A 21,303-nucleotide genomic window follows, 5' to 3' on the forward strand; every position below is an offset into this window, starting at 1 on the left:
GTTGTCAAAAGTGATTAGGCCATTCTCTGTTCAGCACAACTTTAAGCCTAGTCGTTTTTTTATACAGGGCTGGTGGGATCAGCGCCTTTTTTAACACTCAATTGCTATTAAAAATATTTTTTATAGAGATATTTTATATGGAGTGGTGAGCCAGCACTGTAAGGCTTATAAGTACTGTCCTAAAGCGATAAAAACAATAAAGCTTAAGCTAACGGTAAGCAGCATCTGTTGGGTGCTAAGCATAATCAAAATGGCCACGACTGCGGCCCATATATAGGGGTTGTGTAAATGCAGCGCCAGCTCCCCGGCAGGCATAAACAGTATGGGGGAGGCAATGGCCGCCAGTACGGCGGGGGCCGAGTAGGATAAAAAATGCTTGGCCTTATAGCCCAGCCGTATGGGTAGCTTGGGCTCTAAAAAAATATAGCGGCAGCCAAAGGTAATCAGGGTAAGTAGTAGCAAGAGTTCAATCATCAGCTTGTTGCTCACTTTGTACTAACGAGCTAGCTTGCTGATCGATTAAGGGTGACAGTAAATACGCTAAAGCCATAGCAATTAACGCGGCCAACAGTAAAGCGCCGGGCAGTTGCAGCCAGCTAAACAGCACTGATAACAGTGCGGCGATTAAGGCTGCCAATAAGCTGGAGCTGTTTTTGATGGCGGGGATTAGCAGGGCAATAAACGTGGCGGCAATTACAAAATCCAAGCCCCAGCTTTCCAAGTCGTTGAGCTGTTGGCCTATGACTATGCCCAGCAGTGTCCACAAGTTCCAGCTTAGGTAAAAGCCCAAACCCGCACCCAGTGCAAACCAGCGGTCAAACTGGCCGCCCTTGGGGGAGGCCAGTACAAACATTTCGTCGGTTAACAAAAAGCCCAGGCTTAGCCGCCAGGGCAGGCTGAGTTGCGCGATATGTGGCCGCATGGCCATACCGTACAGCAAATGGCGCGAGCTAATCATAAAGCTGGTTAATAAAATGCTGAGTAGCCCTGCACCGCTGGTTAGCATGCCCAGCACTGCCAGTTGTACGGCACCGGCAAAGACCAGTGCCGACATGGCTATGGCCTCACTGACCCGCAAGCCCACCTCTATGGCTAGTGAGCCTGCCAATATCCCCCAAGGTAATACCGCCAAGCTCAGGGGCAGGCCTGCGATCAGGCCCTTATAAAAGCTGTGGCGGTAGGCGGCGTTAGGCATAGCGGTTTAGTGGGGGTGTAATTCGCGGATTAGCGCCGGTATCTCGTCGGGGCTAATCAGGGTGTGGTGAGGGTTAATGCCCAGCTCGGCATCTAGCGGCTGCTGATGTTGTATCCATACCGAGGTGATATTGGCACTGTGGGCACCGGCGATGTCGGCGGCTAGGTTGTCACCCACATGTATAGCCTCATGGGCCTCGCAGTTGGCTAGAGTTAATGCTTTCTCAAAAATAGAGCGGGCAGGCTTTTGCTCGGGTTCTTGGCCGCCAATAATTATATGGTCTACATAGTCGGCTAGTTTCAGCTTATCCAGCTTGGGGATTTGCGAGTATTCAGGGCCGTTGGTAATCACCACCAGGGTGAATAGCTTTTTGGCGTTGATTAAAAAATCAACAATGCCGGGGTAGAATTTTAAGGCGGCTAAGCGCTCGTTATCAAAGCAATCCAATAGGCGCTGGGCGCTAGCATCGGGCACTTGGCTGATGTGCTGCTCAGCCAGTAAATCGCGGATCAGTTGCAGGCGAAATTGTTGCTCGCTGACTTCAGCTATAGGCAGGTATTTGGCTGCTTGTGCCTCACTCCACTGCCGATAAATGCCCGCTACATAAGCCTCGGCAAAGCCTTGGCCATCCTTAGCACCTACGGTTTGTTGGGCTAGCTGGCCTAGGCGCTGGGTGGCTTCAGCATTGGCGGCTAGGGTGTCGCATAGGGTTTCATCCATGTCTAGGAATAGGGCTTTTAGCATAGTGGACTCCGTGGTTACTGGGCGAACCGGCATTATACGGAAATCCGCCACGAAAGCCTTGCCGTGCAGTGATTATTAATGGCCTGGCCGCCTGCATAGAGTCGTAGCTAGCGCTGATCAAATCCCTTAAACTAGGCTGGCAATTTAGCCCCTGGGCCGCAGCCCGAAAAAAGGGCTAAAAAGTGCAAAAAGATGTTTGCCAAAATAACTGTTTATGTGTACAGTTCTTTTCACTGTTTGCCTATACAGTGTTTTTGCAGGGTTAAAGTGGCGTATAAGCTGCTGGTATATAGGCTGAGAAGGCACCCAGTAAAAAAGCAGGCAGCAAGCAAAAGGTAATATGCGAGCTTGAGCTAAGCCGTAAACGATTAACAAGATCTGCGATCTACAAAAACAAGAGAGTGAATTATGGATACCAATAAAGAAAAAGCCCTACAAGCAGCACTAGGCCAGATTGAACGTCAATTCGGTAAGGGTACCGCAATGCGACTAGGCGATAAGCCTGTAGAGCGCATACCGGCTATTTCTACCGGCTCTCTGGGTTTGGATATCGCCCTAGGCATAGGCGGCTTGCCTAAAGGCCGTATTGTTGAAATTTATGGCCCTGAGTCTTCAGGTAAAACCACACTGACCCTGCAAGCTATCGCAGAGTGTCAAAAGCAGGGCGGCACCTGTGCTTTTATTGATGCCGAACACGCCCTAGACCCTATTTATGCCGAGGCCCTGGGTGTAAACCTAGAGGATCTTATCGTATCGCAGCCCGATACCGGTGAGCAGGCCTTAGAAGTTACCGATATGCTAGTGCGCTCCGGCTCTATAGATATGATTGTTATCGACTCCGTAGCCGCGTTAACCCCCAAAGCTGAAATCGAAGGCGATATGGGCGACCACCATGTAGGTTTACAGGCGCGTTTAATGTCACAAGCCTTACGTAAGCTTACCGGCAATATTAAAAACAGCGGTTGTTGTGCCATCTTTATCAACCAGATCCGCATGAAAATAGGGGTGATGTTTGGCAACCCTGAAACCACCACTGGTGGTAATGCCCTTAAGTTTTATTCTTCGGTGCGTTTAGATATACGCCGCACCGGTGCCGTTAAAGATGGCGAAGAAGTGATAGGCAACGAAACCCGCGTTAAAGTTGTTAAAAACAAAGTATCACCACCGTTTAAGCAGGCTGAGTTCCAAATCCACTACGGTAAAGGTATTTACCACATGGGTGAGGTTATAGACTTAGGCGTTAAGCTTAACTTGGTGGATAAGTCTGGCGCTTGGTATGCCTATAAAGGCGACAAAATAGGCCAAGGTAAAGCTAATGCGGCGCGCTTTTTAAGCGATAACTTGGAAATAGCCAACGAAATTGAAAAACAAATTCGTGCTGAGCTACTGGTTGCACCCATGAGCAACGCTGAAAAAGCCGATGTGGCCAGCAAGGCCGCGGCAGCAAAAGCAGAAGCTGTGGCGGCTGAATAAGCCTGCCTGAGCTGGCTAACTAGCGGGCGTGCTGTTATGGAAAATTATCATCAAGCTGATGACGCGGCACGCGAGCTAGAGCCTGAACAAAGCTCAAAAAAAAGCCCCAAAAAAAAGCCTCAACTAAAGCCCGAAAATCCCTCTCGTGATATACGCCTGGCAGCAATGAACTTGCTAGCTAGGCGTGAGCACGGTTATCAAGAGCTGCTCACCAAGTTGGGTAGCAAGTTCTCTAAATCTGAACACCATCCTCCAGAGCTAATTACAGAACAATTGCAAATCCTGCGTGAGCAGGGCTTGCAAAGCGATGAGCGTTTTGTGGAAGCGTTTATTAATAGCAAAAAAAACAGTGGTAAGGGCCCTATGGTGGTGCGGCAACAGCTGCAGCAAAAAGGCTTAAAGTCCGAGCAAATTACCTTGGCCTTAGAGGCGGTAGAGGATCAGTGGTTTGCACTGGCTCAGGCCTTATATGAGCGTAAATACCAAGGCCAGCCTATTGTTGATCATAAAGAAAAAGCTAGGCGTATGCGTTTTATGCAAAGCCGGGGTTTTAGCTTTGATCAGTTTATCCACTTGTTAGATCTTGCTAAGGTTTAATCCCGCTTGGCTTCTTGTGCCGCCTTTGTGCAAAGGCGGCTTGTATTAAAATGACAATATTCTTTATTGCCTCTTTTCCCAATAGCTAAATCGTATCTAGGCTTGCCATTGCTGTCAGTCGATAGCTTGTTTATGGCCGCATAAGTGCCTAGCCCGGCAGTATAAAAATTGAATGGGTTAAGCCTATGTAGCGGGTTTTTCATAAAAAAACACTGCTGGAGTCCTGCATCAAATGTGGGCGGGTTCATCACAATAATATGCTTATAGTTTAGTTATTTGGGATGTGTTCCCTATTCATTAGATCGTGGGCTATATGCCCAGCAAGCTGCTTATAAGCCTGCCTTAATGGCGACACAGGCTTGGGTTGCTACTAGATTAAACAGCGCACTTTAAAGCGGCAATTTTGTAGCCCTGGCTTTTCTGCTTGCTTGTCGCAAATAAACAGATTTGGTCGTATTGGAGCAACTGCTCATTTTATTTTTTCGTTAGGATGGCTCCCGCAGTGCCAATTTTGGCTATTAATTTAAGGTTGTTTTTAGGTACGGGCGGTCTATTGATGAGGTAAATAGCAGTGTTTAATGAAAATAATAAAATAAAAGATTTTGATGCTGAACTCTGGAATGCCATGCAGGCTGAGAAGGTTAGGCAGGAAAAACATATTGAGCTGATTGCATCTGAAAACTATACCAGCCCTTTGGTTATGCAAGCCCAGGGCTCGGCGCTAACAAATAAGTACGCCGAGGGTTACCCCGGCAAGCGTTATTACGGTGGCTGTGAACATGTCGATGTTGCAGCTGGCGACAGGCCAAAAGATATTATGGAGAAGCTTGGGTTGTCAAAAGGACAGTTTGATAGTAGAAAGAGAAATCTTCTCGATCCCTATGATCGTAAGTTGCCTCATAGTGGTTTGTCACTTCAAAAAGCTCTATATCAGTTTCTTCCGTTAAGCTGCTTGCTAATTATATTTGCATTCTCAGCCCGTCGTGAGCATGAAGTGTTTGGTTTGACCACAAAATCCTTTAAGCAAGATGGTAGTTGTTGGCGTGTGAAGTTCTATGTGGGGAAAACTGATCGTGAAGAAGATTGGTTTGTGCATACTTCGTTGGTCGGAAAGGCACTTAAAACACTGGAAAGACTAAGTGCTGGCGGTAGATGTGAAAGTGACTCTGATTCACTATTTCGATTTAATGATACCTTTGAGCGCGCTCCGGTCAATATGGATAGATTGACAAGGTCCATTGACAGTTTTCAGGATTTTATAGGTGTTGAATGTGACGAGAATGGAGAGCGATTTAAATTCAGTGAGCACCAATTTCGTCGTTTCTTTGCCATTATGTTTTTTTATCGCTACGAAAAAGGCGGTGATGCCGAAGCACTAATGCATGAATTAAGGCATGCCGACTGGTCTATGACACAGATCTACCTGACAGAGCGGGAAACAGGGCGAATTTTCAGGGAGGTGGAGCAGGAGTATATCGCCAGAAAGCTAGCAATGTCGATAGAGGATGGCGGTATCTCTGGGCCAATAGCAGCAGAGTTTAAGGATAAGTTGTTATCTAATGGCGGTATCAATGTTGTCCCGGAGAAGCGAAAAGAACTGGCAATGAGTGTCGTTGAGGTAGGTCAGTTAACGTTGGAATTCATAAGTGAAGGGCTGTGTTTGGGGCACTCCCCCGGTAGAAAACAGCTAAGTAGTTGCTTTAGTGATGGTCATGTTATGTGCCATAAGGCGTCTGCAAGTTTGTGCGAAGGTTGTCCCAATCTATTCAGTGTTGATGATATTAAAAACGATATTTCCTCTGAGGTAATACAAGGCGATGATTACGGAGATTCAATCATACTGAACGCGGTAGTGGGAGAACAATGAGCACTGAAACGCCTAAGGCCTTGGTGGATCAAGCAGAAGCTGTTAAGTATGAAGCCTCCAGTAATATAGCCTCAAAGGTTGATTACTTTGAGGAAGAGGTCAAACGGCATAAAAAGAAAAAACTGCCTATGGGTGGGTTGCCAAAGTCTCTTAACGCATTTGTTGAATGGGAGGTGGAAGGTTTAGAACCTGTTAATCGCAGCACTATATATCAGTCTCACAACAGGCATTTTAAAAATAGAATTGAAAAGCTATGCAAGGAAGTTAAGAGCCCTAAAATTCCTTCTAGTGTTGAAGAGGCTTATAAGAGCGAAATCAAAGAGCTGGAGAAGCAATTGTCTACGTTGGCCGGGGTCAATTTGGAGTTGCATGCAAAGGTCACCGATCTTACTGAACAAATAGCAAGTGTCGTGGAAGACAGGGATGCTGAAATAAAGCGGCTTAAAGGTATTGTCAATCAGTCAGGAAGCCTGAGGTCGATATGATGAAGGGTAATCAGGGTAGAATTCGAGAAGACTTGGTGCTCGCAGGAGTTTTAGATCTATTGGTTGTCTTTCATGTATAAGCTCATCTACACCCAGGAGGACTATGAATGCAGAGGTGTCGAACTCCCTGGGTTGCCCTTCTTGATTGATGAGAAAGGTGTTCCGCTGGATGAATTCAATCAGTACATGATATATCTGGCCACAATAAAGCGGCGCAATATTGAAAAGACAATCGGTGGGATTGCTTACAGTGTGAAAAATATGCTCAATAGAATACAGCGTGTTGAGCGTAATAAGGGATTTAAGTGGGATCGATTAACAGACAGTATCCTTATTCTTGTAAGGGAGAGCTTGATAAAAACGGGTACTGATAAAAAAAATGATATAAAAAACGAAACAATCAATGAGTATATTAGTGATTTTATTGGTTTTCTCTGGTGGGTGGAAAATACGGCTGGTTTGAGGTCGGGGATGATAGGTATTAACGACATAGGGAAATCAAAGAGGAAATACCGTATAGCATTAGAGCCCGGTACTGGCAGCCGAAAGTACTCCATACCTTTTTTGCTGAAATCCACAGCCGGCAACCGAGGCCCCAAAGGAGATAGTATCGCTTGGGATAATGCACTTGATATGGTTATCAATCATGATATAGATGGCTGTGATTTTAAATCAATAGCATTAAATCATCGCGATGAAATACTGATTAGATTGTTGCGTGAATCAACGCTGCGTCGTGAAGAAGTGGTTTATCTAGAGGTTGATCAATTCCAAGTTACTCCTAGGCCTGGCGAAAAAAGAGTGGCTATAACGCTGAAAAAAACAAAAATTTATAAAGAGCGTGATATTAGTATTTATGTTGATGGTTTATGGCAAGACATTCAAGAGTATATCAATACCTCGTTAAAAGTATTGCTGCCTAAATCAAAAAAAGGCCAGCCTCTCATTCCTTCATTGAAAACGGGTAGGCGGCTTGAGCCTAATTCAATCAATGAAATATTAAAAAAATATGGCATAAGGCCTCATGATGGCCGGGCGCTTGGCCTGACCGAGAGGTTTATCGATTTAGTCGAAGTAGGTATTGGTCAGCAAGAAGCTCTATTAATTGTCTCTCAAGAAGCAGGTCATTCATTAAACTATGACAACAAGACACTCCTTAAGCATTACTTGAGGGCGCAGGAAATTGTTAAAAGTACTAATAAGCCTCCCAGGTCTCAACTAGAAACAGAAAATATTAACCTAAAACGCGAGCTTGCATTAACTCAAGCTAAATTGGAAAAGGTTATGGTGAAATGATTGGGTTTGTTGAGGGCTTCAGGAAGGAAAAGGAGAAAACGCCAGCAGATATAAGGTATGCGGCGATAAAGTTATTAGTGCGCCGAGAACAGTCCCTGTCGGAGCTAACCACAAAACTTACTCGGAAATTTCCTGGTTCTAAAGTATTGATCGAACAGGAGCTAGAGGAATTAGCCGAAGAGGGTTTGCAGGATGATTTGAGGTATGTTGAGATGGTAGTTCGGTCAGGTATTAATAAATACCATGGCCCATTACGTATTAGAGCTGAGCTACGCCAAAAAAAGTTAGTGACTCAATCATTGATGAAGCCTTCGCTGAAGAAGGTGCCGATTGGTCAAAGTTGATAGTCATGTTAGATAAGAAAAAGTATGGGAGTGCCCCTATGCCTAAAGAACCGAAAAAGTTTTTAAAGCGGTTACGCTTCTTCCTGGGTAAAGGCTATAGTTCTGAATATATTGATTTAGTAATAAGAGGAAAAATGCTTGAGTGAACTTCTCTGAATTGATTTAACTGTGCCCGAATTTTATCTGGCACTGCCTCCATTGTGCAGTAACTTCTATAAAGTTTCAAACCAAAGTCTTCAAATCGTGATATCGCCGAAGCCATGGGGCTGCGAGTTCGCTGATGATAAACGAGCTCTGCAACTTCGGGAGGAGCGAAAAGGCAGCTTGTAGTGCAATATGACAAAACACCGGATCAGATTAAGATTCGCGAGTTATAGCGTAAGTTTAAAAGTCTTGAGGAGGATAAATAGATTTTTAAAAAAGCCTCAGTTCCCTTGATGCCGGATTCGATCAAAGGTTTTCGCTGATTCAAAAACTATCAAGATAGATGGTGAGTTAAGCGACTTGCGAGTTTTTAATCTTCATTGTGGTAGCTTTTGCTGCTGTTGTGAGCGGCCCAATATGATCTCGCCAGAACGTCTGCGCTTAAGCGCTGGCTTGGTATCAAACTGATGAAACAAGAATACCTGGTCAATCGTCATCGACCACATCAATATAACAATGGTTGATCGCCCGAAATGATCGAATAAAGATATTGGTAAACTTATATCGGGGGGGTCAGTTTTAGTTGCATAGTACAGTCACGTGTTTTAAAAACTTTACTGGCTGATATTTGTAGGGAATATGGAAGTATTTGCGGAACGAGGAATTCTAAATTTTGTGAGGCAGTTTGCACTTTTAGAAAACTGGAGGTATAAATCTATGATATCTTCCTCTATTTATTCAAAAACTAAGGATAATGGTGCGCTGTCAACCAATAATCTTATGCATGAATCCTGGGTGATTATCCGTTTCTGTGTTCGGCGATAAGATAGTTTTGCACGATGATAATCGCAGCCGCTTATTATTTGACAAGCTGCAGATGGCGTAGATTAAAAATCTCATGTTGATTATATTCGTGTGGAACGAGTCTAAAAATTTAAAATTGACATGTATCAAGCCCATTGGAAGAGTTGAGTCCTGTTAGGCCTGCAATAGAGATTTTCTCTGTTTGGCATATAGAGGAAGGTTTTAACTAAATCAACACTAAATCGTAGTGGGTAACAGGTAAGCAGCAGGATATATGTATATATCTTGCCATTTTAAATCGCAAGGAAGCATTTAGATGAAGTTTAAGATTGATGAATTATTAACCTTGAAATCAGTAGTGGACCATGGTGGTTTTAATAGGGCTGCTGGAATATTAAATAAAACACAATCATCAGTTAGTCAGAAAGTGTCGCGGTTAGAAGATAAAGTTGGCACGCTTCTCATAAAAAGAGATGATGGCTGTTCTTGTACAGAAGCAGGCAAGGCTATTTACAACTATGCATCTATAGTTGAGGCAAAAGAAAAAGAAGTGGTCACAGAGCTGGAGCATATTATAAATTCCGCTAAGCCGGGAATCCGGCTGGTAATAGCTAACGCTTCACTAATCCCATTGATTAAAAATATTCTTCATGATTTCTTATTAGATAGCGATGATTTTAATTTTCAGCTGCATATTGAGCCTAGTAGGAAGGTAGTCAGTTCTATATTGGATGGCTGTTACGATATTGGGTTCGGTTTTTTTCAATCTAATATGGATGATTTTGATTGTATTCCTGTACGTGAAGATGATCGATTCCTTGTTGCATTTGAAGGTATTGAGGATATCGAAGAGTTACAGCGGGGTGATTTAAACGTGCTAAAGAAAAAGATACTGATAGCCACTTACTTAGATGATCATTCCAACAGACCTGCGCCCAAAAAGCTGCGAAGTAATTTCAGGCTCGTATGGGAGATTAGTGATATAGGCTTTAGAGAAGAGCTTATATCTAAAGGGGTAGGCCTCGGATATGTTGATCGTGATTTTCTCAACAGAAATAAAAATGCCATTGTGCTTAACAATTACAGCTTTGGGGAAATAAATAGGAAGTGTGGGTTCTTTTATTTGAAAAATTACACACTTTCAACCCCCTTTAATAATTTTATAAATATTATTAAAACTGGCACAGTGGAGTCGTTTGAGGAATGTACTTAGTCTAACTCAAGAAGTTCATGACCGGAGCTTTCTGATTTTTCATTTGTAACAGATTTATAATGAGCTTCGGTAATACTGTCATCTATTTCAGCAAGCATTTTCTTAAGTGTAGCTTTATCTACGTCACCCTCCCTAACAAGAAGCGGTACATTACCCAAAAGATCAATAATGCTATTAGCATCCTGGCTGATTAATGTGCCGTCATTAACCATTACATCCACTTTTCCTCCAAGGTCGTTATAGGCCTTTTCATATTCTCTTACGTTACCGCCACCGCTTAAATTTGCAGACGTTCCTGCCAATGGAGCGCCAACACTTTCGATAATAGCATTCAGTAAATCTTGACTTTGGTTGGCAATGGCAACTGTATCAATACCGCTTGTAATATAGTTGGGCACTTTATTGTTTTTTCTACATATGAAACTAATATTTCCTGGTAGGCATTTTTTTATTAATGCTTCTGATACACTTCCTATCTTTACGTATTGAAGAGCCATTTTAACATTTGCGCAACATAGCGTAAGCGGCTTTCTATGGTCGCGGTGTTTTGCTTTATATATTCTCTTTACTCCTTCCTTATTGTCATATCGTGTAAAAACGTTGTAATTAGTTGCAGTGGGTAGTACAACTACAGCGCCATTGTTAATGTGGATAGATATTTCACTGATTACTTCTTTGCAAGCATTATACTGAAGCATTTTCTTGGACCTCTTTATACTTAATAAATTCACTTTTAATTAGGTTGTGATTAACGCCCACTCGCCGAATATTCTTAAGTGCTAGGTTGACGATTGTTGTTGCACTACGATGACTGTTTTCATAGGCGCAGGCACCTTCGTTGTAGGTATAGTCAACTTTTTCTGTGATAGCTTCCCCAACGTCATCAATTTGATATTGATTTCCCCGTCCTGATAAATTGCCGGATGAGCCTGTCAACAGAATTTCCTCTTGGTAAGCCAGATTAACTAGTCTTTCTAAAAATTTCCCTGTATTAAGAAATATTGCTACAGTTTCGTTTAGGGTTGCTTGTTTATACACAAATTTTGGTAGTCGCTTTAACATCTTTGATTCAGGGTTTACAGGAAGGATGACAGCAAGTGTGGTTCTGCTGGATATGTCTTTGATCCATTGCCTGGTTGTTGAATCAATGAGCGATATTTCATCCACGACATCCAAATTGCCAACGATAATTGCTGGGTTTGATAAATCTCTGCCTTTCAGTTCATACATCTTTCTCATAGATTCTTCACTGTGACCTACTAGACCGAATCCTATGTCTGCCTTTATTAAGCAAAGGCCGCTATTTTTTATAGATTTTAGTGCATTTTCTACTTCACTATTCATTTGTGTAGCTCTCATCAAAAGGATTATTAATTTCGTATTTTTCTATGCTTGCAATGTCGGCTAAAGTTTCATCGATATGGTCACTTCCTGACATTATTTTTTGTTTGTCATTACTATCAATATAAAATTCTATATTGCGTTTGAAGCTACTATCTTCGATCACTAATTGGTTAGAAGCTAAATCGACACCTATATTTAAATTATTTTTCAAATGAGTTTCAAGAATATTGACTACGTTATGATCTACTATGATTGGTAGAAGGCCATTCAAGATTGCATTTCTATAAAATATAGGCCCATAACTTTCAGCAATAATGTAGGCTATTCCATAATCCATAAGGGACCAAACGGCGTGTTCACGAGAGCTGCCACACCCAAAGTTTTTTCCTGTTAAAATACCGTTTATTTTCGCATATCGTGGATCATTTAGAATAAAATCAGAGCACGGTGTACCATCTGGCTGTTTAGATCTTCCAGAAAATAATCCGGCTCCTAAGCCTGATTTAGATACAGTAATCAATTCATGTTGCGGTATTATTAGGTCAGTATCGATATTGTCTTCTAAAAATGGTGCAAACTGTGCTTGCGTAAACATCATGGTCATTTCACTCTAAATCAGCTGGGTTACAGATTTCACCTTTTACAGCAGAGGCAGCAACTACTTGTGGGCTGGCAAGGTGTGTTTTAACCCTAGGTCCTTGTCGCCCTTCAAAATTTCTGTTTGAGGTTGATACTATTCGCTGCCCGGGTTTTCCCATATCGCCATTAATACTTACACACATGGAGCAACCAGGCTTTCGCCATTCAAAACCGGCTTCAATGAATATGCTGTCAAGGCCTTCGTTCTCGCAGTCACGTTTCACTTTTTCCGAGCCAGGTACAACGATTGCTGTAACATCATTATTAACTTTATGCCCTTTAATGATTTCTGCAGCGGCTTTTATGTCAGAGTAACGCCCATTCGTACATGATCCGATAAACGCCAAATCAATTTTTAATCCTTTGATTAACGTGTCTGGTTCTATACCCATATAATCATATTTTTGTGTGTTACTTAATGTCATTTGGGGTATGGTGTCATTAATAGATATAGTGTCTTCTGGGTTTGTCCCCCAAGACACTTTGCAGCTTATATCACTAACATTGATAGATATTTTCTGATCAAAGTCATTAATTAGCCTTTCATTTAGTGAATTAACGACATCTCTAACCTTATTCATATTATGTGATTTGTAGAATTGAATCGTTGTCATGTCAGGTTTGAAATAGGCATATCTTGCACCCATCTCAATGCCCATGTTACAGATAGTCGCTCGTTCATCTATAGATAGCTTTGAATCTGTCTGGTCAAAAAACTCGATTGCATAGCCTTCGCCAAATCGGGAACCATGCTTTTCCAATATCTCCAATGCTATATCTTTCGCGGTAACATGTTTGTTTAGTTTTCCGGAAATTTCTATTTGCAACTGCTTAGGCTTTTGCATTGCTAAAGTTTGTGTTGCGAGAACATGCTCAACTTGACTAGTGCCGATACCCCAAGAAATACACCCTATAGCACCTAAGGTGCAGGTGTGGCTGTCTCCACAAACGACAGTCATTCCAGGCTTCACCAACCGCTGTTCCAAAGCTATTACATGGACTATTCCATGCTCATAACTGTTTGTATCGAGAAGCTTAAAATCGTATTTAATAGAGTTATCTCTCATTGTCTTAATGAGTTTATAGCTCTTTTCATCTATGTCCTTATCATCATTAGTAGGCACGATATGATCAATCGTGCCTACTGTTCGAGATGGGCGCCTTACTGTTCTCTTTTTATCCTCTAATCCTGAAAAAGCTTGCGGACTAGAGACTTCGTGTAAGAGGTGAAGATCTATGTAAAGTAGATCTTCATTTTCTCTTTCGGATATAAGATGCTGGTTCCACAACTTTGAAAAGTAGTTACGTGCCATCATTCATTCAACTGTTAGTAAATGTTGTAGAAGTTTTGTGCGTTGGTACCAAAAATTTTCTTCTTGTCTTCATCCGAAAATTTCTTATTTTCTTTCAAGTCGGTAAATGCTTTGCTTAATGATGCTCCTTCATAGTGAACGTGAGGAAAATCTGCAGCGCCAAGAATGCGGTCAACACCAACAGTATCAACGAAATCATTAAGGTTTTCTTCGTCACCTTCTACAGTGAAATATATTTGATGTTTATTAAAACACTCTGTAGGAGAGAACTCTGAGGGCCATGGCTGAGCAGTAGGTGTTTTGTGCCATTTTGCCATACGTTCTAATGCAACTGGAAACCAGTTGACGCCAGCTTCAACAAACGCAACTTTAAGATCGGGGAAGCGATCAAAAATTCCGCCAGATACAAAGGAAAAGAAACCAAAAACTGAGCTAAGTTCAAAGTTAAGTACAATGGATGCTGCAATACTGTCGCAGGTATTGTGAATGCCCGTGTGAGACCAGCCTACATGAACGGAAATGGGCATATTGAGTGACTGGATTTTCTCAAAAATTGAGTAGTACTCTGGGCTATGGAGTGGTTTACCGCGCACAGTGCCTAGCATCATAATAGTTGAAGCGCCCATTGCGCTAACGCGCTCTATTTCCTTGACGGCCAGTTCTGGGCAGTTCATGGGTATCAATGCCGCCCACCTTAATCTATCGGAGCGCTTTCCACAGGTTTCAGCCATAAAGCTATTCCATGCACTCATTAGAGCTGCTTCGTAATAAGGGTCATCGGTGACCGGATGCAGGAAAAGTGTGCTATAGATAACTGATACATCAAGACCAATCGTATCCATGGAATCGCAATATTCTTCTACGTCTAACAGCCCCTGAACATTTCTTGTTACCGGTTTTGTCTCTACAAAATCAGATTCAAGAGGCGTGCCGTAGCAGGAGCTGTTATTGCCCCAGAGCTTAGGTCTTACAACACCGTCGATAAGCCAAAGCTTGGTTCTTTTTGGTGACCAAGTCACGTTTGTTCCTACATCAACGATAATAGGTTTTCTATGATCATATTTTTTATCAAGGTACTTAAATACGTCAAGCCCTTCTTCTATATGTGAATCTGCATCGATAAAGGGTCTTGATGGATCTTTAAATTTTGCGTTCATTTTTCTACTCCGTTAATTATTTGACAATAGTGATCATGTAATTTATTCCACTGAACTACACCTTGCTTTACGACGGGCATGGCCATCGAATCAAATTCAGGGCATTGATATTGATATTTTTCTATTAATGCTTTTCCTTCCTGTGCGTGTTCAATGTCTAGGGCGCCATGAAGATCAAACCATTCCATGTCTATATCTGAAATACAGAATTTATCTTGAATGAGGCTTTTTGAGCTAATAGCGGATGTGGGTACCTGTTTTTCATTAATATATATTGAGAGCAGTGCCAACATTGGATCGCTGTATTTGCATCGGTTTGTTAAGTAATCTATAAAAATTTTTACTGAATCCGATACCTGGCTTTTTCTGATATCATCCTCAGTTGCACCACAGGCAATTGCGAACCTTTTCATTAGGTTGTAATGACTGTCGCTGCCATCTTTGATGGATGTCTCTTCGGCTATTAGCTGATCTATCATTGCTTGTCGAAGAGTTTCATTTTGTGTGTTGCTATGTATTGCGCTAAATACTATGTTTTGTAGGTATGTTTGATGATATTTTTGGATGGCCCATCTTTTAACAAGCTCTAGATTGTTACAGTTTTGTAGGGCGTTAACAAAAGCTTCTCCTGCACTTTTATTTAAATCTATATACTCATCTATTTTCATAAATAGATTGTTACTAAATTTTTTTGGGGAACTAAGGTCATTCATTTGTTTTTCCTTTAGGTCGTCTCGTATTCAATTTCATTTCGTTTCTTATAAGTTGTGCTACTCCCTGAGTGCTTGCTTTTACTAATGGTCATCTTCCTTCCAAAGTCCTCTGGGTGTACGTATTCATAGATCTCTCTGTCTTTAAGTAAGCCGTTAATGTGAATTCCTGCTTGAGTAGAAAATGAATTAACGCCAACAACTGGCCGGGTTAAAGAGATGGGGATTTCTAGCATTTTAACTAGATCTTTTGATAGGGGATACAGCTTATCTAAATTGATATTGGTGTATGCATTATATTGTTCTTTCTTATAATGTAAGACGGCAGCGAGCTGCTCGATTGGCGTATTTCCGCATCGCTCACCAATACCTAATATTGTGGTTTGAATAGTGTTTGCCCCTGCTTCTATAGCTACTAAGGCATTAGCCAGGGCTAATCCAAGATCATCATGGAAATGACCTGATACATCTACGCTGTCATCAACTAGCGTTTTTATAAATTGTATATCTTTTGAAGCGTGGCTGGGTGTTGCGCAGCCTACAGTATCAGCATATACAACAGTTTGATATCCTGAATCTTTAAGCGAGCATAAAATCTTTTCAAGATTTTCATGGCTGGCTCGAGATGAGTCTTCAAGGCCAAGTGATATCTCATTGAAGCCGCATTTTCTGGCTTTTTCTATTCCTCGTTTCGCATTTTCAATTTCATCTTCGATTGTATACCTTCTTTTCTTTTTTATATGTATATCTGATGAACTCAATAGCAACTGTAATTGAACATTCTCTTTGTTAGTAATGCATTTTGAAGTTGTTTTAATGTCACTATCAGTCGGTCTTGAAAAAACAGTGAGTGTTGGTCTCTCATCTATTACTGATAGTGATTGACATAATTTGTAATCCGTTTCATTAGAAACAGGAAATCCTGCTTCAATATAATCAACATTCAGGTCGTGTATCCTTGTGAAGAGACGCAGCTTGTTGATGAAATTCATTTCATGACCTGGAGCTTGCTCACCATCCCGAAGAGTTGTGTCTAGTATTTTTATATGACGAACAGACATCGTTACCATCTCCTTTTTCTTGTATATTTCTATTGGCTTCATGTCCAATTCATATAAAGGTATCAGCTCGTATAAAATTAAGCACTACCAAGTACTCTCGATATTCTCTTATTTTTATTAGGATAAATATTCTTAATAGATTTATTAGTTTATATAACTATCGCTTTGTTAAATTTTTCATTAGATTAGACGCTCAAACATTGCGGAGGTTAAAGATGTCAGAAGTTAAGATTAATTCTGGTTTGGAAGGTGTTGTTGTTGGCGAGACAAAAATTTCAGACGTTGATGGTGTTGGTGGTCAGTTGTTTTATAGAGGTTATGATATTAATTACCTTGTTACCAGGAACTTCATTGATGTTTCATGGATGTTGGTTTTTGGTGATTGGCCGAGTAGTGATCAACATCAAGCATGCAACCAGTTTTTATTGGACAACTGTATGCTGACAGAAGAGCAAAATAATCTTTTGATGGCGATGCCAAATAATATTCACCCAATGTTGGTTTTGCAGTCATTTGTTCCAACGCTTAGTCCTTCGGATATGGATTTAAGTAATCGTCCCTCGGAAGATGAAGATGCGTGTTTAGGACTATTCATTACAGCAAAGATAGCTGCTCTGATTTCATCGGTATACCGAAAGGATAATAATTTAGATCGAATAACCGCACTGGAAGGAAATACAATTAACGAGCGTTTTTTTTATCTGTTTCATGGCCGTTTGCCCAGTGATAGCGAGATCACAATCCTTGATTGTGTCCAGATTCTTCAAATGGAGCATGGGTTTAATGCGGGTACTTTTGCCGGCAGGGTTTGTTCTAGTACTAAGGCTCCCATCTCGTCAAGTATTTCTGCATCTATAGGTACGCTTTATGGTGTGTTGCATGGCGGGGCTGACGAAGCTGCTCTAGCGATGGCGGAGGATATAGGGAACTTAGATAATGTTGAACCCTATATTGACAAAATTTTATCCCAGGGCGGGAGAGTGATGGGAATGGGGCACAGAGAGTACAAGGTGGTGGACCCTAGGGCGAAAATACTCAAGCCTTTAGCAATGTCTCATTGTGAGGATGATGATGCCGAAAGCTTACTTAATATTCTTATTAGAGTTGAAGAAGTATGTAGAAATCGTTTTTCTGAAAAAGGTAAAGATATTTGGGCAAACGTTGAGTTCTACAAAGGAGCCGTATTCAACAGTTTAGGAATTCCTAAGAAGTATTTTACTTCAATGTTCGCGATGAGTCGTGTCTATGGGTACGTTGCACATTTCTTAGAGTTCAAGAAGAACAGTCGATTAATCAGGCCAAAAGCACTCTATGTGGGAAAATATATTAACTCAAAAAGTAACATAGAATAGCGATAAAATATGACACACTTTTATCTACTAATAGTACTTTCAGTCAGTATAAATATTGGTTTCGGTATGGTTGTGCCGATTATGCCATTGTTTCTCAGCTCATATGGTATACCTGAAACAATGTTAGGCTTGCCTTTTATTACGTTAGTAATTGGACGTATCACGTCAAAGTACTTCGTAAGTGGTTTTGTTAGATGGAGGGGTTCCCAATGGGTTCTGTCTTTGTCATTTTTTTTATACACAGGTGTGTTTTTATCTTACACATATTTTGATTCATATTTTGCATTTATTCTTATTAGGTTCGTTGAAGGACTTGTCGAAGGTGCTGCAGTAATTTGTCTTAGTGATCTTGCAATGCATTTAACAAAAGATAGAGATGACCGGGGAAAATGGATGGGTCTCTTTGGTTCTTCCTTTGGTGTAGGGATGATTCTTGGCCCATTTATTGGAGGGTTGGTAGTCTCTTATTTTGACTATCGAGCTGTTTTCTATGTTGGGGCTTTCATCGCTACAGTTGGTTTACTAATATCATTGTATGGCTGGATTTTTCACAGAATTGAAACAAGAAAAAAAGTAAGCCAAAAATACAAACACCCTAACATTGTGCTATTAGCTGCATATATTCCAAGTATTATCAGACGGGCATCTCTTTTTAGTTTTATGATAATTCTGCCATTTCACTTAGTAAATTATTTAAATTTTGATATTAATCAGGTCGGTAATATTTTTGCTTTAGCGGGAATTATTACTACTGTTCTAATGCCGTACACCGGTCGCTTATCGGATTACTTTAATGGAGTAAGTCTTTCTTTTTTTGCCTTGGTTATCATGGGTTGTTCGATATTGCTTATAGGTTTTGTAGATTCTGAAATGTCTTTCATAATGCTGTTTGTTATAGAAACGTTGGCGTTTTCAGTCATGATGCCATCGGGATTGAAGGTGTTTGCAGATTTATCAGACTCTCTTGAAAACAGGATTGAGATAATAGGTTATCTAACAATTGTGACAGAAATAGTTACCTTGTTGATAGCGATTTTTATTCCATTGATTATTGCTAAAAATACAACTTATGGCTTCCATTATTTAGGAGTTGCAGTTCTTTTTTCTTCGTTCGTATTTTATATATTTACAAGCAATCCATACAAAGAAGTTGGAATTAATACATGAATAATATTGAGGTTATTATGAATATATGTGATAGACGATCAGCTATTAAGTTTTATGATTCGCCAGTTCCCGATGAAATCCAAGATAATCTTTTTGAATTCTTAAGTTCTGTCCCGGATCACAAGTCACTTAGGCCGTGGAGGTTTGTTGTTATAGATGTAAGTAGTTATGACGATATATGCGCTCGGTACAGAAAATTGGCTGGCATTCAATGTGATCTTCCTAGTATTTCTATAGATATGCTTAATAGAAAGCTAAGGCGTTCGCCGCTCATTGTAATAGCTATTCTATCACCAGATATGAATAAAAAGGTGTCTTATCAGGATCAAATAATTTCCGCAGGTATTGCAGCTTACACAGTATCAATTTCCGCAATGACACTAGGACTTGGGTGCTTTTGGTCAACTGGAATTTTAACAAAATCAAAAATATTGAAGAATATTATTAATTTAGATAGTGGTGAGGAGATTATTGGTTTTCTAAATATAGGGTTTCCAATGCTTCTTAGTGAAAGGGATAGGAATATTAAAATTAATGATTTTGTGGAATATTTTAGTTTAACTACGGAGAGTTGTTATGGGGAAGAGATATAGTTCAGAAACTATTGTAAAAATAGTTATAGAAAAAAGAAGCGGGATACCAATACATCAAATATGTGAAAAGTATGCTATTAGTGAGTCGACATTTTATAGATGGCAGTCAGAATATGCCAGTCATATACATGATCAGTCAGATAATCAAATCGTGCGTAGGTCCATAGAGGAGTTGTTGGCAGATATAAGGCTAGAGGTTAATCTATTAAAGCGTCGGATAAGTAAATATGGATCCAGTGTCTAGCTTAATAAAATTCCAAAAACGACTCACGTTTCTTGTTTTACTTCTAGGTGTTTGTATTGTTTGTGATGCTAGGTCTATAACACGACTTCAGTTTAGGGAGGCTGAGAATGATGAGCAAACATTTGCTATAAGTAATTTTAGCTATTTCGATAGCGATATATATCTACTTGGCTTGTATGAATGTAGATGCAATAACTCTAACACTAATTCATTCGAAGGATATATGGGTTACCGGGGTTTTAAGGATTTAGGTTCTAAGACGCCATTAGGCATAGTTGGTCGATATCAAGAGTGGTCAGATGGAAGTAGTAACTCTATAGGCGTTGAATATGTATTCAATCGAAATTCATTGATGTCTAATTTTCTTAAGCAATACGATGTAAGCACATTTTTACAGTTTTTTATTAAGGATGGATACAGTGAAAGGGGAAAGGTTGAAATACAGCATTACTACAGCATTAAGAATATATTATCTTCTCGATCATCTATAAGGGGATATAACATTATTCATGGTTATTCTTCAAACAGTGATAAATATGTATTAAATAGTTGGTTTGATTATATTTATCGAATGAGTGATGATTTTGATTTATTGCTAAGGGTTTCTTACCTTTCAGATGATCTTCCTCAATCCGGAAGACAGGGTGTTGCGATTGAGTATGGGGTTAGGGTTAATTTTTAGGGTGAGACTATGAGTTATCATTTAATAAAAGTAGTTGCAGTATTATCGTTTGTTGTGTCGACGAATAGCTATGCCTCTGAGGCTGTTAGGATAGGTTTTGTTCCATCAAGAACATCTAATACTGTATCGGTATCGACAAAAGAGTTAGTTAATTATCTTAGTTCAAAGACAGGGTATAGGGTTACTGCTACTACTCTGAGTAACTACTCATCTCTTGCGATTGCAATGAAGACAGAAAGGGTGGATTTAGCTTTTGTGGGTCCAATAAATTATCTTTTAATAATGAATATCACGGATGTTGATATTCTAAGTGCCTCCGTTCGCTATGGTAAAAAGGGGTATAGGGGCCTTTTAATAGTAAAGTCAGATAGTGATATTCATAAAATTTCTGACCTTAAAGGCAAATCGATAGCCCTTGGCGATAGGTTGTCCGCATCCGGCTCTTTGTATCCTAAGTCAATCTTTAAAGAAAACAATATAGATCTAAAAGAGGATTTGAGAGCTGTTCATATTAGTAATCCCACATCAATCGTTATGTCTGTTTATAAGGGTAAAGTTGATGCAGGTGCAATCTTTCAGGACGCAAGATTAAATAAGGATCTTAAATATATAGCGCCAGATGTGATGAGTAAAACACGCGTTATATATACAACGAGTGTTATTCCTGCCGACTTGCAAATAATAAGAAGCAATGTTCCAGACGAGATAAAAAGTTCGTTGAAAAAAGCACTTTTAGATGCTTCCAAAGATCCCTATTCATCCCAGTGGCTATATGAACTCTATGGTATCGAATCGCTAGAGCCTGCATTTCCAGAGGAGTATGAAAAATTAAAAGCTGTTATGAAGCATGTTGAGCCAGAGATATTTAAGTAAGGATAA

General features: G+C 40.4%; 25 protein-coding genes. 14 read left to right on the forward strand and 11 right to left on the reverse strand.

The window, feature by feature from the left end; genetic code table 11:
* Nucleotides 1–165: 165 nt before the first annotated feature.
* Genes NO559_RS11815 through NO559_RS11825 form a run of 3 tightly spaced genes read right to left on the reverse strand, consistent with a single transcriptional unit; the run spans nucleotide 166 to nucleotide 1,939 of the window.
* Nucleotides 166–474 carry an AzlD domain-containing protein gene (locus NO559_RS11815; RefSeq protein WP_258332047.1) on the reverse strand — a complete coding sequence of 103 codons (309 nt, stop codon included), beginning with the start codon at nucleotides 472–474 and terminating at the stop codon, nucleotides 166–168.
* Nucleotides 467–1,195: an AzlC family ABC transporter permease gene (locus tag NO559_RS11820; RefSeq protein ID WP_258332048.1), complete on the reverse strand. Its 729-nt coding sequence runs from the start codon at nucleotides 1,193–1,195 to the stop codon at nucleotides 467–469. Before NO559_RS11820 ends, NO559_RS11815 begins: the two co-directional genes overlap by 8 nt.
* Before the next feature lie 6 nt (nucleotides 1,196–1,201).
* The gene (locus tag NO559_RS11825) at nucleotides 1,202–1,939 is read right to left on the reverse strand and encodes an HAD family hydrolase (protein ID WP_258332049.1); all 738 of its coding nucleotides are present in this window, start codon (nucleotides 1,937–1,939) and stop codon (nucleotides 1,202–1,204) included.
* Nucleotides 1,940–2,347: 408 nt separating this feature from the next.
* Between NO559_RS11825 and recA the strand changes: the two genes are divergently transcribed.
* A complete protein-coding gene (recA, locus tag NO559_RS11830) occupies nucleotides 2,348–3,412 on the forward strand; it encodes a recombinase RecA (protein WP_258332050.1) in 1,065 nt (354 codons plus the stop codon).
* Between the two features lie 36 nt (nucleotides 3,413–3,448).
* The gene (locus NO559_RS11835) at nucleotides 3,449–4,009 is read left to right on the forward strand and encodes a regulatory protein RecX (protein ID WP_258332051.1); all 561 of its coding nucleotides are present in this window, start codon (nucleotides 3,449–3,451) and stop codon (nucleotides 4,007–4,009) included.
* Here the strand turns inward: NO559_RS11835 and NO559_RS11840 are convergent.
* Nucleotides 4,006–4,260, reverse strand: a complete 255-nt coding sequence (locus NO559_RS11840) for a hypothetical protein (RefSeq protein ID WP_258332052.1) — start codon at nucleotides 4,258–4,260, stop codon at nucleotides 4,006–4,008. The two genes, NO559_RS11835 and NO559_RS11840, sit on opposite strands and share 4 nt — an antisense overlap.
* Nucleotides 4,261–4,580: 320 nt before the next feature.
* Here NO559_RS11840 and NO559_RS11850 point away from each other — a divergent pair, with 320 nt between their 5' ends.
* From NO559_RS11850 to NO559_RS11870, 6 genes are all read left to right on the forward strand, one after another.
* Entirely contained in the window at nucleotides 4,581–5,876 is a 1,296-nt protein-coding gene (locus tag NO559_RS11850; protein WP_375542739.1) for a hypothetical protein, read from the forward strand.
* Nucleotides 5,873–6,361, forward strand: coding sequence for a hypothetical protein (locus NO559_RS11855; RefSeq protein WP_258332053.1), 489 nt, complete (start codon nucleotides 5,873–5,875; stop codon nucleotides 6,359–6,361). The genes NO559_RS11850 and NO559_RS11855 overlap by 4 nt, the downstream gene beginning before the upstream one ends.
* 72 nt (nucleotides 6,362–6,433) lie before the next feature.
* On the forward strand, nucleotides 6,434–7,657 hold the full coding sequence (locus NO559_RS11860; protein WP_258332054.1) for a site-specific integrase: 1,224 nt from the start codon (nucleotides 6,434–6,436) through the stop codon (nucleotides 7,655–7,657).
* A complete protein-coding gene (locus NO559_RS11865) occupies nucleotides 7,654–8,001 on the forward strand; it encodes a RecX family transcriptional regulator (RefSeq protein WP_268904979.1) in 348 nt (115 codons plus the stop codon). Before NO559_RS11860 ends, NO559_RS11865 begins: the two co-directional genes overlap by 4 nt.
* Before the next feature lie 5 nt (nucleotides 8,002–8,006).
* A complete protein-coding gene (locus NO559_RS16995; RefSeq protein ID WP_309149071.1) occupies nucleotides 8,007–8,147 on the forward strand; it encodes a hypothetical protein in 141 nt (46 codons plus the stop codon).
* 1,118 nt (nucleotides 8,148–9,265) lie between these two features.
* Nucleotides 9,266–10,162: a LysR family transcriptional regulator gene (locus NO559_RS11870; RefSeq protein WP_258332055.1), complete on the forward strand. Its 897-nt coding sequence runs from the start codon at nucleotides 9,266–9,268 to the stop codon at nucleotides 10,160–10,162.
* Here the strand turns inward: NO559_RS11870 and NO559_RS11875 are convergent.
* The 7 genes from NO559_RS11875 to NO559_RS11905 are packed head-to-tail and all read right to left on the reverse strand — an operon-like array spanning nucleotide 10,159 to nucleotide 16,428.
* Nucleotides 10,159–10,860, reverse strand: coding sequence for an L-threonylcarbamoyladenylate synthase (locus NO559_RS11875; protein ID WP_258332057.1), 702 nt, complete (start codon nucleotides 10,858–10,860; stop codon nucleotides 10,159–10,161). The genes NO559_RS11870 and NO559_RS11875 overlap by 4 nt on opposite strands.
* Nucleotides 10,847–11,506 carry a Sua5/YciO/YrdC/YwlC family protein gene (locus tag NO559_RS11880; protein ID WP_258332058.1) on the reverse strand — a complete coding sequence of 220 codons (660 nt, stop codon included), beginning with the start codon at nucleotides 11,504–11,506 and terminating at the stop codon, nucleotides 10,847–10,849. Before NO559_RS11880 ends, NO559_RS11875 begins: the two co-directional genes overlap by 14 nt.
* Nucleotides 11,499–12,104, reverse strand: coding sequence for a 3-isopropylmalate dehydratase small subunit (gene leuD, locus NO559_RS11885; RefSeq protein ID WP_309149072.1), 606 nt, complete (start codon nucleotides 12,102–12,104; stop codon nucleotides 11,499–11,501). The genes NO559_RS11880 and leuD overlap by 8 nt, the downstream gene beginning before the upstream one ends.
* A 7-nt stretch (nucleotides 12,105–12,111) precedes the next feature.
* The gene (locus NO559_RS11890; protein ID WP_258332059.1) at nucleotides 12,112–13,461 is read right to left on the reverse strand and encodes a 3-isopropylmalate dehydratase large subunit; all 1,350 of its coding nucleotides are present in this window, start codon (nucleotides 13,459–13,461) and stop codon (nucleotides 12,112–12,114) included.
* 11 nt (nucleotides 13,462–13,472) lie between these two features.
* Entirely contained in the window at nucleotides 13,473–14,615 is a 1,143-nt protein-coding gene (locus NO559_RS11895; protein WP_258332060.1) for an amidohydrolase family protein, read from the reverse strand.
* Nucleotides 14,612–15,328, reverse strand: a complete 717-nt coding sequence (locus NO559_RS11900; RefSeq protein ID WP_258332062.1) for a TenA family transcriptional regulator — start codon at nucleotides 15,326–15,328, stop codon at nucleotides 14,612–14,614. Before NO559_RS11900 ends, NO559_RS11895 begins: the two co-directional genes overlap by 4 nt.
* Before the next feature lie 11 nt (nucleotides 15,329–15,339).
* Nucleotides 15,340–16,428 (reverse strand): LeuA family protein, encoded by a 1,089-nt coding sequence (locus NO559_RS11905; protein WP_258332064.1) that lies wholly within the window; start codon nucleotides 16,426–16,428, stop codon nucleotides 15,340–15,342.
* Nucleotides 16,429–16,601: 173 nt separating this feature from the next.
* On the opposite strand from NO559_RS11905, the gene NO559_RS11910 reads away from it, so the two are divergent.
* Genes NO559_RS11910 through NO559_RS11930 form a run of 6 tightly spaced genes read left to right on the forward strand, consistent with a single transcriptional unit; the run spans nucleotide 16,602 to nucleotide 21,297 of the window.
* Entirely contained in the window at nucleotides 16,602–17,738 is a 1,137-nt protein-coding gene (locus NO559_RS11910) for a citrate/2-methylcitrate synthase (RefSeq protein ID WP_258332065.1), read from the forward strand.
* A 9-nt stretch (nucleotides 17,739–17,747) separates the two neighbouring features.
* Complete coding sequence (locus NO559_RS11915; RefSeq protein ID WP_258332066.1) at nucleotides 17,748–18,905, forward strand: MFS transporter; 1,158 nt, start codon at nucleotides 17,748–17,750, stop codon at nucleotides 18,903–18,905.
* A complete protein-coding gene (locus tag NO559_RS11920; RefSeq protein WP_258332067.1) occupies nucleotides 18,902–19,498 on the forward strand; it encodes a nitroreductase family protein in 597 nt (198 codons plus the stop codon). The genes NO559_RS11915 and NO559_RS11920 overlap by 4 nt, the downstream gene beginning before the upstream one ends.
* A complete protein-coding gene (locus NO559_RS17045; RefSeq protein ID WP_375542740.1) occupies nucleotides 19,482–19,742 on the forward strand; it encodes a transposase in 261 nt (86 codons plus the stop codon). Before NO559_RS11920 ends, NO559_RS17045 begins: the two co-directional genes overlap by 17 nt.
* Nucleotides 19,726–20,424, forward strand: coding sequence for a hypothetical protein (locus tag NO559_RS11925; protein WP_258332068.1), 699 nt, complete (start codon nucleotides 19,726–19,728; stop codon nucleotides 20,422–20,424). Before NO559_RS17045 ends, NO559_RS11925 begins: the two co-directional genes overlap by 17 nt.
* Nucleotides 20,425–20,433: 9 nt before the next feature.
* Complete coding sequence (locus NO559_RS11930) at nucleotides 20,434–21,297, forward strand: phosphate/phosphite/phosphonate ABC transporter substrate-binding protein (RefSeq protein WP_258332069.1); 864 nt, start codon at nucleotides 20,434–20,436, stop codon at nucleotides 21,295–21,297.
* The last annotated feature ends 6 nt before the right edge of the window (nucleotides 21,298–21,303 follow it).

It is taken from the genome of Dasania sp. GY-MA-18 (assembly GCF_024734385.1).
GTDB classification, from domain to species: Bacteria; Pseudomonadota; Gammaproteobacteria; order Pseudomonadales; family Dasaniaceae; genus Dasania; species Dasania phycosphaerae.